Source organism: Martelella alba, from assembly GCF_005217455.1.
Lineage (GTDB): Bacteria > Pseudomonadota > Gammaproteobacteria > Enterobacterales > Enterobacteriaceae > Acerihabitans.
Genome location: NZ_SZPQ01000009.1, coordinates 127,926 through 143,953 on the forward strand (window position 1 = coordinate 127,926; position 16,028 = coordinate 143,953).

Annotated in this window: 16 protein-coding genes; 10 read left to right on the forward strand and 6 right to left on the reverse strand. The window is 59.6% G+C overall.

Annotation, left to right across the window (positions count from 1 at the left end):
- Nucleotides 1–153 precede the first annotated feature (153 nt).
- From FCN80_RS08340 to FCN80_RS08385, 10 genes are all read left to right on the forward strand, one after another.
- Nucleotides 154–702: an RcnB family protein gene (locus tag FCN80_RS08340; protein ID WP_136989698.1), complete on the forward strand. Its 549-nt coding sequence runs from the start codon at nt 154–156 to the stop codon at nt 700–702.
- A 188-nt stretch (nt 703–890) separates the two neighbouring features.
- Nucleotides 891–1,316 (forward strand): DUF3830 family protein, encoded by a 426-nt coding sequence (locus FCN80_RS08345; RefSeq protein WP_230492560.1) that lies wholly within the window; start codon nt 891–893, stop codon nt 1,314–1,316.
- A complete protein-coding gene (locus tag FCN80_RS08350; protein WP_136989700.1) occupies nt 1,316–1,861 on the forward strand; it encodes a cucumopine synthase-related protein in 546 nt (181 codons plus the stop codon). The genes FCN80_RS08345 and FCN80_RS08350 overlap by 1 nt, the downstream gene beginning before the upstream one ends.
- 152 nt (nt 1,862–2,013) lie before the next feature.
- Entirely contained in the window at nt 2,014–2,928 is a 915-nt protein-coding gene (locus FCN80_RS08355) for a MurR/RpiR family transcriptional regulator (RefSeq protein ID WP_136989701.1), read from the forward strand.
- 238 nt (nt 2,929–3,166) lie between these two features.
- Nucleotides 3,167–4,693 carry a histidine ammonia-lyase gene (gene hutH, locus FCN80_RS08360; protein ID WP_136989702.1) on the forward strand — a complete coding sequence of 509 codons (1,527 nt, stop codon included), beginning with the start codon at nt 3,167–3,169 and terminating at the stop codon, nt 4,691–4,693.
- Between the two features lie 479 nt (nt 4,694–5,172).
- Complete coding sequence (locus FCN80_RS08365) at nt 5,173–5,892, forward strand: ABC transporter permease (protein ID WP_136989757.1); 720 nt, start codon at nt 5,173–5,175, stop codon at nt 5,890–5,892.
- On the forward strand, nt 5,892–6,620 hold the full coding sequence (locus FCN80_RS08370) for an ABC transporter permease (protein ID WP_136989703.1): 729 nt from the start codon (nt 5,892–5,894) through the stop codon (nt 6,618–6,620). The genes FCN80_RS08365 and FCN80_RS08370 overlap by 1 nt, the downstream gene beginning before the upstream one ends.
- A gap of 48 nt (nt 6,621–6,668) precedes the next feature.
- A complete protein-coding gene (locus tag FCN80_RS08375) occupies nt 6,669–7,532 on the forward strand; it encodes a transporter substrate-binding domain-containing protein (protein WP_136989704.1) in 864 nt (287 codons plus the stop codon).
- Nucleotides 7,533–7,588: 56 nt separating this feature from the next.
- Nucleotides 7,589–9,676, forward strand: a complete 2,088-nt coding sequence (locus tag FCN80_RS08380; RefSeq protein ID WP_136989705.1) for a hydantoinase/oxoprolinase family protein — start codon at nt 7,589–7,591, stop codon at nt 9,674–9,676.
- A 3-nt stretch (nt 9,677–9,679) separates the two neighbouring features.
- Nucleotides 9,680–11,365 carry a hydantoinase B/oxoprolinase family protein gene (locus tag FCN80_RS08385; protein WP_230492561.1) on the forward strand — a complete coding sequence of 562 codons (1,686 nt, stop codon included), beginning with the start codon at nt 9,680–9,682 and terminating at the stop codon, nt 11,363–11,365.
- A 66-nt stretch (nt 11,366–11,431) separates the two neighbouring features.
- On the opposite strand, the gene FCN80_RS08390 is transcribed toward FCN80_RS08385, so the two are convergent.
- The 6 genes from FCN80_RS08390 to FCN80_RS08415 all read right to left on the reverse strand — a co-directional run bounded on the left by FCN80_RS08390 (nt 11,432) and on the right by FCN80_RS08415 (nt 16,013).
- Nucleotides 11,432–11,908, reverse strand: a complete 477-nt coding sequence (locus tag FCN80_RS08390) for an RcnB family protein (RefSeq protein ID WP_136989706.1) — start codon at nt 11,906–11,908, stop codon at nt 11,432–11,434.
- A gap of 304 nt (nt 11,909–12,212) precedes the next feature.
- Nucleotides 12,213–12,704 carry a glycine zipper family protein gene (locus FCN80_RS08395; protein ID WP_136989707.1) on the reverse strand — a complete coding sequence of 164 codons (492 nt, stop codon included), beginning with the start codon at nt 12,702–12,704 and terminating at the stop codon, nt 12,213–12,215.
- A gap of 9 nt (nt 12,705–12,713) precedes the next feature.
- Nucleotides 12,714–13,049 (reverse strand): hypothetical protein, encoded by a 336-nt coding sequence (locus FCN80_RS08400; protein WP_230492562.1) that lies wholly within the window; start codon nt 13,047–13,049, stop codon nt 12,714–12,716.
- A 175-nt stretch (nt 13,050–13,224) separates the two neighbouring features.
- Nucleotides 13,225–14,190, reverse strand: a complete 966-nt coding sequence (locus tag FCN80_RS08405; RefSeq protein WP_170975341.1) for a LacI family DNA-binding transcriptional regulator — start codon at nt 14,188–14,190, stop codon at nt 13,225–13,227.
- 106 nt (nt 14,191–14,296) lie between these two features.
- Complete coding sequence (locus FCN80_RS08410) at nt 14,297–15,058, reverse strand: glutamine amidotransferase (protein WP_170975342.1); 762 nt, start codon at nt 15,056–15,058, stop codon at nt 14,297–14,299.
- Nucleotides 15,059–15,104: 46 nt separating this feature from the next.
- Complete coding sequence (locus tag FCN80_RS08415) at nt 15,105–16,013, reverse strand: ABC transporter substrate-binding protein (RefSeq protein ID WP_136989711.1); 909 nt, start codon at nt 16,011–16,013, stop codon at nt 15,105–15,107.
- Nucleotides 16,014–16,028 lie beyond the last annotated feature (15 nt).

Here is a 16,028-nt window from a genome sequence, read left to right on the forward strand (position 1 = left end):
CAGTCTCGTTTCGCCGTTAAGAATCCGAAAAGCAGATTTCTATATGTAACATTAAGATTTTTTTAGGATTTTTCGTGATTTCCCTTTCAATTGGCTGACGTATTATGGCGCCATTCCGGTGTTAGCCGGTCATCATTGATTAGGAGCATGACGATGAACAAGACAACGTTGGCAATAGTCATCACCCTGATTACGACAAGCGCCGGTCTTCCTGCCGCCGCGTATGCCGATGGCGCCCCCGGTCATCAGGATGAGCAATGGCACCAACAACCGGGCGCCCAGGGGCATTCCGGTCCGCAAGGGCACTCCGGTCCGCAGGGGCATTCCGGTCCGCAGGGGCATTCCGGTCCCCAGGGGCATTCCGGTCCGCAGGGGCATTCCGGTCCGCAGGGGCATTCCGGTCCCCAGGGCCATCCTGAGAACCATTACCGCCAGGGCCCTCCGGGCGGCGGCCCGGCGCCGCACCATTTTCAGGGCAGGGAACGGGATCATTTCGCCTGGCGCGGTCACGATTTCTGGCGCGGCCGTCCATTGCCGCCGCCCTATCGCGGGCCCCATTACCGGATCGACGACTGGCGCACCCGTGGTCTGTATGCGCCGCCGGCCGGATACTACTGGTCCTATGTCGACGGTAACTATATGTTGGTGGCCGCCGCCACCGGCATCATTACCGCTATTTTGCTTGATAGCGCTTTGCATTGATGCGCCTGATCCCCTAAACCTCCCAACACATTGCCTCAAGGCGGCCGGCAAGGAAAGCGGCCGCCCTGGGCGTCGATTTCATCTCTCCCTCCTGATTTTTGTTTTGTGAAAGAATTTATTTATTCATTTACTTTAAGAATGTAATTATTCATAATAAAAAAATGCAACAACCCCTATCACCGGAGAAGATGATGTCATCCACGGATACGCTTGAGTTTCACGTGCCCGAACTGGCGCTGACCTTCAGGGCCAGACTTCTGCATGATGAAAACCCCGATGTCGTACAACAGGTATTGGCCCAGTTGCCGCTGCGCAGTGTCCTGGGGCATGTGGTGGTCTCTGGCGAGGCCGTCTGGATGCCGACCCGGATCGTACACCTGGGTCGCAGCAACATGGTGCAGCGGACGCCGGGCGCGGTCTATCTTTACGCCCCCGGTCAAACCATTTGCCTGACCTACGGCCGTATCACGGAAAGCGCAAAGGTGAATAAATTCGGCGAAGTGCTCGCCGAGGATTTGCAAACCTTGAGCCGTTTGGGCGCGCATGTCTGGGAACGCACGGTTGCGCAGCCGAGGCGCACTACTGTTGAAATCATCGTAAGGAAGGCCGCCTGATGACCATTACCCGCTTTACCGGCCACTGGCGCGAGGCCAAAGTCGCCATTGAACAAGAAATCGATCGCGTCTGGCTGGAGGAGCCGGAGGAAATCCGCAAAATTCGCTGGGGCGTCATCGACAGCGGGGCGGGCAGCGGCGAGCAGTCTTTTTCCGTGCTGGTCCATCTTGAGGCGTATTTGATGCTGGTCGGCGCCGATGTGATGTATCGGTTTCTGAAAATATCCCAATATGAGGATATGCAACTCGCCACGCTAACCCGAATCACGCGCGAGTTTTTGACCGCGACATTCAATGTCTTCGAATTTATGACTGATCTGGGTCTGACCCATATGCACCAAATCGGTCAAATGTACTCCGATGCGCTGGATACATTGGAATCCAAAGAGGATTATGTGGAATTGACCGGGGCCATGATGACGTATGTGATTCGGATGCACCGCTGGATCCATTATATTTTCCCTTGGAACCTGGGCGTCGCTTTTCCGCATCGCAAGCCGGGAGAATTGCTCTCCATGGCCTCGGTGGTCAAACCGGCCGTTTGACGCGGTATTCAGCGGCGCGTTCGCGCGCCGTCGACGCCGTCCGGTAGCGATAAATTGTAAAGTTGTATAGACTGCGGGCTTATCAGGCGGTGTTAACCGGGGCCGACAGGGATCTTATCGCTGAGCTCGGCGCCCTTCGCACAGGAATAACCATGGCTGACAGCGAACTCGAAAAGACGACTCCCCTTCCTGATTTGCCAAACGGCGGTTCCGCCAGCGCGCAAAACGAGCGGCAGGCCATCTATGCCGAGCTGGACCGGCGCGCCCAGGGGCAACGGCTCACGCCGGCGCAGCGGCGCATTGCGCAATGCCTGATTGAAAACAGCAACGAAATCGGTTTTCTTTCCAGTCTCGAACTGGCGAAACTGGCCAATGTCAGCCAGCCTTCCGTCACCCGCTTCGCCACCTCGTTGGGGTTCGACGGCTATCTGGAAATGCGCCGGCATCTTCGCTCCGGCCTCAGCGTCGGCGAACCCCGGGCGGAAATATTGACCAACCGTTATCAGGCGGCGGCGCAGGCCGAGATGCATAATCTGGAAGAGCTGAGCAACATGCTGGCCGATGACAGCCTGATAGATCGTTTCGGCGCGGCGCTGGCGTCCTCCCGGCCTCTTGCGGTGCTTGGTCTGCGCGCATCCTGCGGTTTGGCGGCGCAATTCGCTTATTTCGCGGCGAAGGTGCATCCGGATATCCGGCTGCTGACCGGCGGCGGCTCCATTAACGAGGACCGGCTGGAACAAGTTAAGGCCGCCGGGGGCACATGCGTGCTGGCGTTCATGATGCCGTTGTTTCCGCGCGAGACGGTACGCGCGTTGGAATTCGCCAGGGAGATCGGTCTGACGGTGGCGCTGGTGGCCGATGCCAGTCTGGCGGATTATTCGCGCTGGTCTGATATGTTGCTGCAAGTACCTATTAACACCAGTCTGGTCTTTGATTCTTATTCCGCTCCCACAATGATGGTGTCGGTTTTGCTGGATGCCATGTGCAATCACATGAAAAACGAAGCGCAAAGCCGTCTGGATCATCTTGACCATTCATCCAGAAAGCGAAAAGTTTTTACCCGTTAACCCTTCCGCCGGCCAGGGGATTGGCCGGCGCGTCACATAGCCGATGGATTCCACAACCGGGCAAAGCGGTAGATTCTCCTGTCTCCAGGCGTGAAAATTCAAGCGACTGGAAGGGGCGTGTGTTGCCGGCAGGCCGGTAACGCGCAAATAAAGGGCGCAACCCCTTTTTATTCCTCAATGGCGAAAATCGTTTTCGTCCGAGGCCGACGTATTCGGTATTTTTTATTTCGAGGTGGTTATGAGCATCCTATTAACACCGGGGGAGGTCACCCAGGCCATGCTGGAATCCGTGTACTGGACGGGTGAACCGGCCCGGCTGGATGGCGAATTCGATAAATATGTCGCGGCGGGCGCCGCCCGCATCGCCGCCATCGCCACCGGCGATGCGCCGGTTTACGGGGTCAATACCGGTTTCGGCAAGTTGGCGTCGATCAAGGTCAACAGCCAGGATGTGGCGACGTTGCAGCGTAATTTGATTTTGTCCCATTGTTGCGGCATGGGCGCGCCTTTGCCGGAAAATATCGTCCGGCTTATTATGTCGCTCAAGCTGATTTCCCTGGGCCGCGGCGCTTCCGGGGTGAGGCTCGAACTGATACGGTTGATTGAGGGCATGCTGGCTAACGGCGTTATCCCGGTCATCCCCGAAAAAGGCTCAGTGGGCGCGTCCGGCGATTTGGCGCCGCTGGCTCATATGGCCGCGGTGATGCTGGGCGAGGGCGAGGCTTTTCATGAAGGCGTTCGTTTGTCCGGCGCCGACGCCCTGACCCGTGCCGGTCTGAAGCCGGTGGTCCTGGCCGCCAAGGAGGGGCTGGCGCTTATCAATGGCACCCAGACTTCCACCGCGTTGGCGCTGGCGGGATTATTCCGGGCGCAGCGCGCCGCCGTGACGTCGCTGATTACCGGCGCCATGTCCACCGATGCGGCCATGGGTTCCGCCGCGCCGTTTCATCCCGATATCCAGACGCTGCGCGGCCATCGCGGCCAGATCGACGCGGCGGCGGGATTGCGGGCTCTGCTGGCGGATTCGGCTATTTTGGTCAGCCATACTGACAATGACGAGCGGGTCCAGGATCCGTATTGCATCCGTTGCCAGCCGCAGGTGGTCGGCGCCTGCCTGGATCTGTTGCGCTCCGCGGCCCTGACGCTTATCACCGAGGCCAATGCGGTCACGGATAATCCTTTGATCCTGTCGGACGGGACCACGGTGTCCGGGGGGAATTTTCATGCCGAGCCGGTCGCTTTCGCCGCCGATCAAATTGCCCTGGCGGTCTGCGAAATAGGCGCCATCGCGCAGCGGCGTATCGCGTTGCTGGTGGATCCCGCGCTCTCCTACGGTTTACCGGCATTTCTGGCGAAAAAACCCGGCTTGAATTCCGGAATGATGATCGCCGAGGTGACGTCGGCCGCGCTCATGTCGGAAAACAAGCAGATGTCCCATCCGGCATCCGTGGATTCCACCCCCACTTCGGCCAATCAGGAAGATCATGTTTCCATGGCCTGCCATGGCGCGCGCCGCCTGTTGCCGATGACCGACAACCTGTTTGCCATCATCGGCATTGAGGCGCTGGCCGCCGCCCTGGGCATTGAATTCCGCGCGCCGCTCGCCACCAGCGCGCCGTTGCAACGGGTGATAGACCGGATCCGCGCGGCGGTTCCCGCCCTTGAAGCCGACCGGTATATGGCCGATGATCTTGAGCAGGCCCGCCAACTGGTGCGCTCCGGCGTGTTGCGATCGGCGGCCGGCATCGGCGGTCTGCCGCAATGACGGTCGCCCCGGTTCCGGTCGGACGGTCCGCGCCGCCCGGATACGGATTATCGGCCTTATGACACAGTCGTAAAAGCCGGCCCGAAAACGGCGTATTTTCTCTTTTCCCGTCGCCCACCGCATCCCCCGGGGCGGCGGTTGCCGTGTCGTTTCCCCCTGGCCCCGCGCCCTGCAAAGCGGGTAAATCACTCTTAATCCCGGCGGCGGCCGTGCTCGCGGCCACCGCGTTCCAAGGCCGCAAGACGCAGTCGGCCAGGTCGCCGTTTTCCCGTCGCCCTGCTTTTCGAAGGCGCTGCCACAGGCAATTTCCGCTAGGCATGACTCTTTGGCGGCGCCTGGCGCGTCAGTGTTTGAATGATTTTTTTCTTAAAAATTTATTATTGCATTTATTATTCACATAATTTAGATTGATTAAAGTGGTTGAGTTTTGAACGGCCTTCCGATCCCCGTCAGCGCGTCATAAAGGATGGAAACCTGTGGTGAATAACGAAAGCTTTTTCAGTTTGGTCGGCTTCGGCGCCAACGGTTGGGGGGCGATTTTGCTCTCCGGGGTGGCGGTGACCCTGGCGGCCTCCCTTAGCGGTCTGGTGCTGGGTTTATTGATAGGCACCTTGGGCGCTTGGGCGAAAATCGCCGGCGGCCGTTTCATTCGCGCACTGGCCGATACCTATACCACGGTATTGAGGGGCGTCCCCGATCTGTTGGTGATCTATTTGTTTTATTTCGGCAGCAGCACCGTTTTGACCGCCATTGCCGGCTATTTCGGCAAACAGGGATTTTTCGCGTTGCCGGGGTTTATGGCGGGGACCATCGCCATCGGCGTTATCGCCGGCGCGCTCAGTACCGAAGTATTGCGCGGCGCGTTTCAAGTGGTGTCCCAAGGCGAATTGGACGCGGCCAAAGCTTACGGTATGCGTTTCTTCCAGCGTTTTCGCCGAATCGTGACGCCGCTTACCCTGCGCCACGCCTTGCCAGGACTCGGTAATGTCTGGCTGGGGTTGTTGAAGGAATCCTCGCTACTGTCGGTCACGGGCGTGGCGGAGTTGATGCGTCAGGCGCAGGTGGGATCGGGTTCCACCCGCATGCCGTTCAACTTCTTTCTGGCGGCCGCCGTGCTGTATGTAGTGATGGCGTCCCTCTCCGGTCTGATCGTGCATTTTACCGAACGGCATTACGCCCGCGGCGCCAGGAGGGCATGATGGATATGCCGTTTATCCTCGATTGCCTGCGCCGGATGTTGGCCGGCATGCCACTGACGCTCCAACTGGCCGCGTTGTCGCTGGTGTGCGGCGCGTTGCTGGGATTGCTGATTGCTTTTTGCCGTTTGGCGGGCAATCGTTTGCTATCCACCTTCGGTTGGATTTACGTTCAAGTTATCCGCAGCACGCCGTTGTTGGTGCTGTTGTTTCTTATCTATTACGGGCCGGGTCAGTTCCCGGCGATCCGCCATAGTTTTCTTTGGCCGATATTGCGCGAACCCTATTACTGCGCCTTGCTGGGGTTATTGATCAATAGCTCGGGTTATGCGGCTGAAATTATCCGCGGCGGCCTGCTTTCCGTTTCGCACCAGGAAAAAGAGGCCGCCGCCGCTTGCGGCATGTCGGGATGGCTGTTGTACCGCCGGATCATTCTGCCCATCGCTATCCGGCAGGCGTTGCCCGCGTTCAGCAATGAAATCATCGCCATGGTGAAAGCGACCTCGCTGGTGTCGCTGGTCACCTTAATGGACATTACCGGCATTGCCGCCGATATCGCCTCGGAAACCTACCGGCCGATCCCGGTTTTCATCGCCGCGGGGGCGATCTATCTGGCTATTAATTTTGTTCTGACCCGTATTGTGATGTTTATCGAATACCGGTTGACGCCGCACTTGCGTCCGGCGTCGGTTAAAACCGTATTAAAAGCAACCCGCTATGACCATAACTAGACTTCATTTTTCACCGTGCTCACGTTCACTCACACAGGAAAATCACCCATGAAAATGTCTGTCGCCACCCGGGCCGCTTTCGCCGCCGCCATGACCTTGTTGGGCAGCCTTACCGTCCATGCCGAGCCGAAAAAATGGACCGAGGTAAAAATCGTCACGGAAGGCGGTTTTTATCCCTGGAACTTCACCAAGCCCGACGGCACGCTGGGGGGCTTCGAGATCGATCTGGCCCATGATCTGTGCAAGCGCATGGGGGTGACATGCACCATCACCGCCCAGTCCTTCGACAGCATGATCCCGGCGCTGAACGCCGGCAAGTTCGATGCCATCATCGATGACGTGGCCATCACCCCCAAACGCAAGAAAGCCATCGCCTTCTCCGTGCCCTATGCCTCGCTGTGCTATACCTTCGCCGCCGCCAAAGGCAGTGATCTGGCCAACATGCTGCCGCCGCAAAACAAGGTCATCTCCCTGGAAGACGCCGCGCAAACCGCCGCGGCGATGGATAAGGTCAAGGCGGCCATGAAAGGCAAAACCATCGGCACGCTGTCGGCCGGCACATCGGTGACGTTCGTGGATACCTATCTGAAGGACGCCGTACAGGTTCGCCAATACAAAACGCCGGAAGCGCGGGATTTGGATTTGGTGTCCCAGCGGGTGGATGTGATTGTCGGTTCGAAAGACGCCCTGCTTGGGGTGGTGAAAAAACAGGGCGCCGATAACGTGGTTTTGGCGGGGCCGTGTTTCCAGGGCGGGGTGGTGGGCGAGGGCTCCGGCGTCGGTCTGCGCAAAGGGGATACCGAACTCAAGGCCATGTTTGACAAGGCCATCAAAGCGGCCCAGGCCGACGGTACCATCAAGAAACTGTCCGAAGCCACTTTCGGCATGGACGTGACGCCAATGCAAAAATAGCCCTGCCAAAGGGGATGCCCCAGGTAGATCAGGTTTATTCACAGGAGAGGATTACAATGGCCGCAACTGCCGAAGCGCTACGCCGTGTCAGGATCGGGGTCGATTCAGGCGGTACCTTTACGGATATCTGCCTCTATGATATCGCGCAAGGCACCCTTCACGTCTGGAAAGTGAGCAGCACGCCCGAAGACCCGTCCATCGGCATCGCCGACGGTATCGCCCAAGGCATCGAGTCGCTGGCGCATGGCGCCGGCGACGCCGTGCGCGTCGACTACTTCGGCCACGGCACCACCGTCGCCACCAATGCGCTGATCGTCGGCAGCGGCGCGCAAACCGGCATGCTGACCACCGAGGGCTTTCGCGACATCATCGAATTGCGCCGGCAAAAGCGCGATGCCCTCTACGATATGCAAACCGAAAAGCCGCGCCTGCTGGTCAGCCGCGATCTTCGCCTGGAAGTGCGTGAACGGGTGCTGTTCGACGGCCGCGTTTTCACGCCGCTGGATGAAGACGGCGTCCGCCGCGCGGCCCGCCGGCTGCGTGAGGCGGGTGTGCGCGCCATTGCCGTGTGCTGCTTGTTCAGCTATATCGAACCTCGGCACGAGCAGCGCATCAAAGCCATTTTGGCCGAGGAAATCCCCGACGCCTTCGTGAGCGTGTCCCATGAGGTCAACCCGGAATTCCGCGAGTACGAGCGGTTTTCCACCACCGTGGTCAACGCGTACCTGGGGCCTATCATGCGGCGCTATCTGCAACGGCTGCAACCCCGCTTGTCGGCCATTGGCGTTGAGGCGAGTCCCCATCTCACCCAATCCAACGGCGGGGTGATTTCCGCCGAGACGGCGCAACGGTTCCCGGCGCGCACCGTGCTGTCCGGTCCGGCGGCCGGCGTTATGGGCGCCACCACCATCGGCGCCCTTTCGGGATTCCAGGATATCATCACCTTTGATATGGGCGGCACGTCCACGGATGTTTCGCTTATCGCCGGGGGCAAGCCGCAAATGGCCAACGAATCCTTTGTACACGGCTATCCGTTGAAATTGCCGATGCTGGATATCCATGCCGTGGGCGCCGGCGGCGGTTCCATTGCCTCTATCGACGCCGGCGGGTTATTGCAAGTGGGGCCCCAGAGCGCCGCCGCCGATCCCGGCCCCATCTGTTATGGCCGGGGCAATGAGGATTGGCCTACCGTGACCGACGCCAATGTGGTGCTGCAAGTCCTGAATCCGACGCATCTGCTTAATGGCCGACTGCCCATTGATCGCGAAAAGGCGATGCGGGCCATCGAGCGGCTCGGGGCCGGTATCGGCATGGATGCCATGGCGACGGCCCAGGGGATTATCAGCGTGGTGGTGAGCAATATGGCCAAGGCCATCCGGGTGATTTCCGTGGAGCGGGGCTATGACCCGCGGGATTATACCCTGTTCGGTTTCGGCGGCGCAGGCCCGATTCATGCCTCGCGTCTGGCGCGCGCCCTGGATATGCCGAGGGTGGTGATCCCCAAGCATCCGGGCATTATGTGCGCCATTGGCCTGCTGTTGACCGATTTACGCACCCATTTCTCCGTCACCAGGCTGCTGCCCCTTGATGAAAACGGCCTTAACGCCATCGAACAGGGTTTCGCCGAACTGGAGCGGCGGGCCGACCACTGGTTTGAGCAGGAACATATCGCCGACGGTCATCGTGAGATTATCCGGGCGGCGGATCTGCGTTATGGCGGCCAGGGCTACGAGTTGACCGTGCCCTGTCCGGCCGGCGCGCTGGATGCGCAAGGGCTGGCGAATGTGCGCCAGGCGTTCGAGCAGGCTCACCGGCAGATGTACGGCTATGCGGCCGAGGGCGAACCGATTCACCTCACCACGTTGCGTCTGGACGTGGTGGGACGGGTGCCGAAGGCCGAATTACGGCCGCAACCGCCGGCAAGCGCCAGCGTCGAAAGCGCCCTGCGCGGCGAACGCCAGGTCTGGCTGCCGGAAAAACAGGGATTCGCCGCATGTTGTCTGTACGACCGAGAACGCCTGGGGCCGGGCCATATCATTCGGGGGCCGGCCATTATCGAGCAGATGGATTCGACCACTATGATCCTGCCGGATCAGCGCGCGACTATCGATCAGTACCTTAACATTATCATTGAGGAAGAATAGGTCATGTCCGAGAGCCTAATGCCGGCGTCCGCTCCGTGTCCGGACGCGTGCGACCCGATAACCGTCGCCGTCATCGCCAGCGCGCTGTCCACCATTGCCGAGGAAATGGGCAAATCCGTTATCCGTTCGGCCTATTCCACCAATATCAAGGAGCGCCAGGATTGCTCCACCGCCGTCTTCGATCCTGAAGGACGCACCATTGCGCTGGCCGAACATATTCCTATCCATCTCGGTTCGCTGCTGGGCATCGCCAAATATGTCCTGGCGCATCATGATATGGCGGATCTGCGTCCGGGCGACGCCTTTATCGGCAACGACGCTTATACCGGCGGCGGGACGCATTTAAACGACTTTGTACTGATGGAGCCGGTTTTTCACGGCGATACGCTGGTGGCCTGGGTGGCGAACCTGGCCCACCATTCCGATTTCGTCGATCGCGGCCATAAACATATCTTTCAGGAAGGGCTACGGATCCCGCCGGTCCGGCTATACCGCGCCGGGGTCTTGCAACAGGATATCCAGGAACTGATTTTGCTTAATTGCCAGGTGCCGCGGGAGCGCATCAATGATTTGCGGGCGCAAATGGCCGCCAATCATCTGGGGGTGCAGCGGGTGCGCAACCTGTGCGACAAGTATGGTCGCGATCGGATTGCCAGGGCCGCGCGGGAATTTCTCTTATCCACCGAGCGGCGCACCCGGGCCGGGATCGCCGGTATTCCCGACGGCATCTATGCATTTCGCCACGACTTCGACAGCAATTTGATTGATGGGGTTTTGGATTTGCAAGTGCAGGTGACGGTACGCGGCGATGAGATTTTTTTCGATTTTCCCGCGCCGCCGCCGCAGGCGCCCGCGCCGATCAACATGGTCTATACCGCACTGTTGGCGACCCTCTATTTCGCCGTCAAAGCGTTGATTGACCCGGATATCGCCGTAAATGAAGGCTTTTATCGTCCCATCCATGTCCACGCCGACGAAGGCAGCGTATTGAACGCCTTGCCGCCGGCCGCGGTCTACAGCCGCACCGATATCGCCCAGCGCTTGGTCGATATGGTCTTCGCCGCGCTGTCGCCGGTGATTCCGGAACGGGTGGCGGCGGGATCCACCGGCGGAACGCTGCTGACCACCAGCGGTATGCACCCGCGTACCGGACGATTCTATGTCTACAATGAGATGCAGGGGGGCGGTATGGGGGCGCGGGCCGGCAAAGACGGGCTGGACGGCGTACAAGTCAATATCACCAACACCGCAAATCTGCCCATCGAGGCGCTGGAAAGCGAGCACCCGATCATGATAGAGCGTTATGAACTGGTACAGGACTCGGGCGGACCGGGACAGTTCCGCGGCGGTATGACCATGCGACGGCGGGTACGGGTACTTGATCATACCGCCACCCTCTCGGCGGGCGGCACCAATAGCCAGATTGCGCCATTCGGCCTGGCCGGCGGCCAGCCGGGGCTTACCGCCCGGGTGGTCATGCCGGTCGACGCGCCGCCATTGCGTCAGCGGGCCGGCGTGTTGCGGGCGGGGCAAAGCGTGGAGATGATTGCCGCCGGCGGCGGGGGATTCGGCGATCCTACAGCGCGGGATCGCGCCCTGGTGCTGCGCGACCTGAAAGAAGAGCGCATATCGCTGTCCGCGGCGATTGACATCTACGGGTTGGATCCCGACGCCATCCCCGATCGCTGATTTCCGGGGGCGGCCATGATGGGGGGCGGACGGCATATGGGCCCGCCCGCGCATCAGGGTTGGCCGTTAACCGGCAAAGAAGATGTCGCCGGACTGCACTTGGAGAATTTTACCGATATCGTCGGTGATCATGACATAGTTGCCGGCGATATAAGTCCAATGCGAGCCGGCGTCCGGAGCCGGCAGGTGCCTTAGCTGCCATTGCACGATTTCATAGGGCTTGCTGCGGTAGATATCGGGCACGATGTCGCCGATTTTGTATTGCTTGGAATCGAGATAGAACGACTTCAGTTCATAGGAATGCGGGCCGGCCGGCGCCTGTGCGTCGGAAGGCGTCTGGGCGCCGGTCGACGGCGCCTGAGCGTCGGCGGGTGTCTGGGTATCGGTCGCCGGCGCTTGCGCGTCGGAAGACGGCGTCTGCAAATTGGCCGGGGGCGCCGGCACATCGGTGCCCTGTCCATTGTCAGCAAAGGCGGAAGGCGTTAAGGGTAACGTTCCTGCCAATAGTAAAACGGAAAATAACGCGGCCTTGGACTTACTCATGGTTTCTCTCAATTTTTACCGCCTTGACGGTTTTTACTGGGTAATAACGGACAGATCAATTGATGGCATCAATGCTGACGACAGTTGCGCAGTGGTGCGCGGGGCATTTGCCGGTATGTTGTTCCCCCCTGGCAAACGCAGGGGTAGAAGATAATGGTTATTAACGTCGCCCGAACAGAATTTTTGTAAAAAAACATAACAATTCCCGCGACCGGGCGCAAATATTGTTTCGCTAAATCCAGCATAAACCCTTGCTCGGGGCGGACGGCGGTAACGGATGTTACCGCCGGGGGACGATGAACGCTCAGGGATGATAATCGGGAGGCACTGCGGCCGGGTCTTCTTGCTGCGCCCAGGCATAGGAGGCCGGGACCTTTTCTCCCTTGGCATACATGCACTGGATATAAATCATATCATACTGATCCTGTAAGGCGCCCTGGCTGTTATTGCCGCCCGCCACCGCCGTGCCGGCCAGCAAACCGCCCGCCGCGCCGACGGCGGCCCCATTGGCGGTGCCGCGGGGCCCCCCCGGCGAACCGAGCAGGGCGCCGGCCGCCGTGCCGATGGCGGTACCCGCCGCGACCGTGGCCAGCGCCCGGCCATTGGCGTTATCCGCGGCGCCGCTAAGAGAGGAATACGCCGCATTGCGGCAGGTGACATCGTCATATCGGAACTGATCATAGGTTTTATTGCTGCCCGGCAGCGCCATGACCGACGGCGCGGTAGGCGTCGAGGCGCAGCCGCTCAGCGCAAGGCCGGCCAATAACGGTAATGCCGTGATGAGTGTGCGATTCATAGTGGACCCTTATTGTCCGGACTGGCCGGCGACTTTTAACCACCCCTTGGGGCAACGGCTGACGGCGGGATAATAGCCGGCCGGCTCAGGGCAGTAATAACGGTATTGCGGACCTTTCTCGATCCATTGCCGGGGCGCAGGGGGCGTAACATAAATCACTTGCGGGCCTGGCGGCTCGGGCGCGACCAACAGTACCGGCCCGGGTGGTCCGGGCGGTCCCCAGGCGAACGCCGGGTCCGGCCAGGGGTAGGGGTTATAGGGCCAGGCCGACGCCGGCGCGGCGGCCCCGATGGATAGCAAAATGATCAGGCCGGTGAAAAACTTCAGGTTTGCGCGTCGCATCATGTCCTCCGCTGGATTGAGATATCCGGCAAAAAGGATAAGCGTTTGCGACGTAGGCTTCTCTCAGGCAATGGGCAAGGAATCGACAAGAATGCGCAAAAAATGTTTGAGCGGATATAGACGCCGCTTATCCCCCGTTGCCGGAGGGCGGCCCGTGCGGGAGGCAAGGCCGGGACGGTTATAATGTCCAGTTCAGCCCGCCCAGCGTGGGGGTAAACTCAAACAGCTCGGCGATGGCATTGCCTTGCTCCTGTTGCTGAAACAGGATGCGTTCGCCGGCCAGCCGGCCCATATCCAGGGGGTTTTGGTCAATGGAAGCCATGCGTTTGCCGGCCAGTAACGGGATCTCATTCAGATCGAACCCCACGAAACCAAGATGATCGCGGGACATGGCCGCCCAGTCGTCCAACGCCTTGATAACGCCGATGGTCATCAGGTTGTTGGTGGCGAACACCGAATCAAAGACCACGCCTTCTTCCAGCAGTTGGCGGATCACCGCATAACCGCCCTCAATACGATTATTGCCGTATTTAACGCTGACTATCTCCAGCATAGCGTTTTTTTCCACCGTGGCGGCGAATCCCGCCAGGCGCTGTTCGCTGGTGGGGTTCGGCGAGCCGGCGATACAGACGGTTTTACGATAGCCGGCGGACGTCAGGTAGTTGGCGGCCAGCGCGCCGCCGGCGAAATTATCGGTCAGTACCGTATCATAAGGATTGCCGGGCAACGCCCGGTCGACAATCACCACCGGAATACCGGCATCAATAAGCCCGGACAAATCCGTATTGTCGGATGAGGGCGCGATGACTACGCCGCCGACCCGTTCGGCGATGGCGACATCCAGGTAATGCCGTTCCTTTTGCGAATCGTCGTCGGAACTGCCGACGAACACGCAGGTATTGCGCGGCAAACAGATCTGTTCAAGCCCGCGGGCCAGCCGGGTAAAGAACGAGTTTTCGAAATCGGGAACAATCAGCGCCCAGAGATGAGAGGTGGTCAACCTGAGACGCTGGGCGGTACGGTTGGGACGGAAACCCAAAATGGCGACGGAGGCCAATACCCGTTTGGCCAGATCCTCGCGTACCTTCTGACCGTTCACCACCCGCGACACTGTCGCCACGGAAACGTGCGCGTGACGGGCCACGTCGTATATCGTTACAGCTCGATGATCAATCGTCATGAGGGTCTTATATTCGCCGTCCGGGCGGCCCGGCAAACCGGACCGTCCGTTCAGTGTTCCATCGACATCGTTAAATTTCGCGCGCGGCCCATTTCACCATGCGCTCCCAGAGCAATCCGTAATCGGCCCATTCGTGCAGATTACCACACCAGTGATAGACCGGATCGGTGGTATAGGCGACGGTGCGGCCTTTACCGGGTTCGGTGACCGCCAGGAACACATCGCCGCGCGTTTCCATCAGCAATTTGGCGTCGGGCTTCAAAAAGACCCGGTTGTAGCCAAGAATGATCCGCTCCGGGTCAAAGGTCACGCCCTGAAGAATCGGGTGCTCCGGCTGCAGCACATCCAGCTTGGCGCCGTCGGGGACTTCTACGCGATCGTCGATGCCGCGTTCGCAAGTGACCGGCAGCAGAGCCTCAATGGGCGTACCACCCCAAATCCCCTTGCCTTCGATACCGGAAAAGGTGGTGTAGCCGCCGGCCATGATCAGTCCGCCGCCGTTTTCCACCCATTTGCGGAAATTACCGATGCGATCCGGCCCCATCGGCACGATACGCTCGCGGTTTCCGGGGAGCAGCGCGAAGTTATTGTAACCCACATCACTGAGGATAATGACGTCCCACTCGGCGAATTGTTCCTCCGTCATGGGGAATTCGGCGCGGATCCGGTCCGCGGACATGTGCGTTAGCGCGATACCGGGCCGGGGCGACAGGGTGTCGCGCAACACTTTGGCGGAATCCCGGTAGTAGTTGAGAATAAACGTGTCTATGCCTTTGGCGGATATCAGGGTTTCCGTTTGCGTGTCGCCGCAGTATAAAACGCGAATAGCCATTATTTTCTCCTGTGTACAAAAACGAGGGTGAAGCATCGGGAAAACATCAACCGGCCGGCTGATTGAAACGCAGACCGTCATTGATGGTGAATTTATCCAGCCCGTTGGCTTGCATGCCCCAGGCGGTCAGGATCTTTTGATAGCTGCCGTCTTTTTTCATCTCGGTCAGCGCTCCCTGGACGGCGTCGCGTATCGCGCTATCGTTTCGGCGGAACGGCATGGCGTTATAACCGGTGCCGTACTGCTCGAAAGACAGGAGCTCCAGGCCGGCGGCATCCAGCGAAGTCTTGATGATGTAGGCGGCTATGCCGTATTGATACATGGTGGCGTCAGCCCGGTGGGTGCGGACTTGCAAGAGGGCCTGATTGATGTCCTGAAAGACCTGGATATCGATCTTGGTGGCGCACTTTTTATTTTGTCCTTCCACCAGGCCCTGCATGACGCTGCCCTGCAAGAGCGCGACGTGCTTACCGCACAGATCGCCGATTTTCTTGATGCCGCTCGGATTGCCTTTCGCCACCACGATGGCGTTGCCGTCCGTGGAATAATCAACGAAATCCACTTCTTTTTCCCGGGCCGGCGTATCTCCCATGGCGCTAAGGGCGGTGTCGATCCTGCCCGCCTTGATAGCCGCCAGAATGCCGGGGAACTTCAGCGTTTGCCATTTAACATGCAGGCCGAGTTTGGCGGCGATGGCATTGCCCAAATCAATATCCAGCCCAACCAGGGTCAACCCGTCCTCCTTGTAGTAGGAATAGGGCGGCGAGCCGGGATCGGTGCCGATCGTGAGCGTTCCGCCCGGATGGGGCACCTTGCCGGCCAGGGCGGTGGAGGCATTGATGGTCAGCGGCTCGCCTTTGGGACCGATATGTAACTCGGCGGCGAAGGCGGCGTGAGCGCACCAGAATGTCGCGGCGACCAGCGTTGTCCGCCAGGTATTGACGAATAAACTCATGGTGTAGACCTCTAA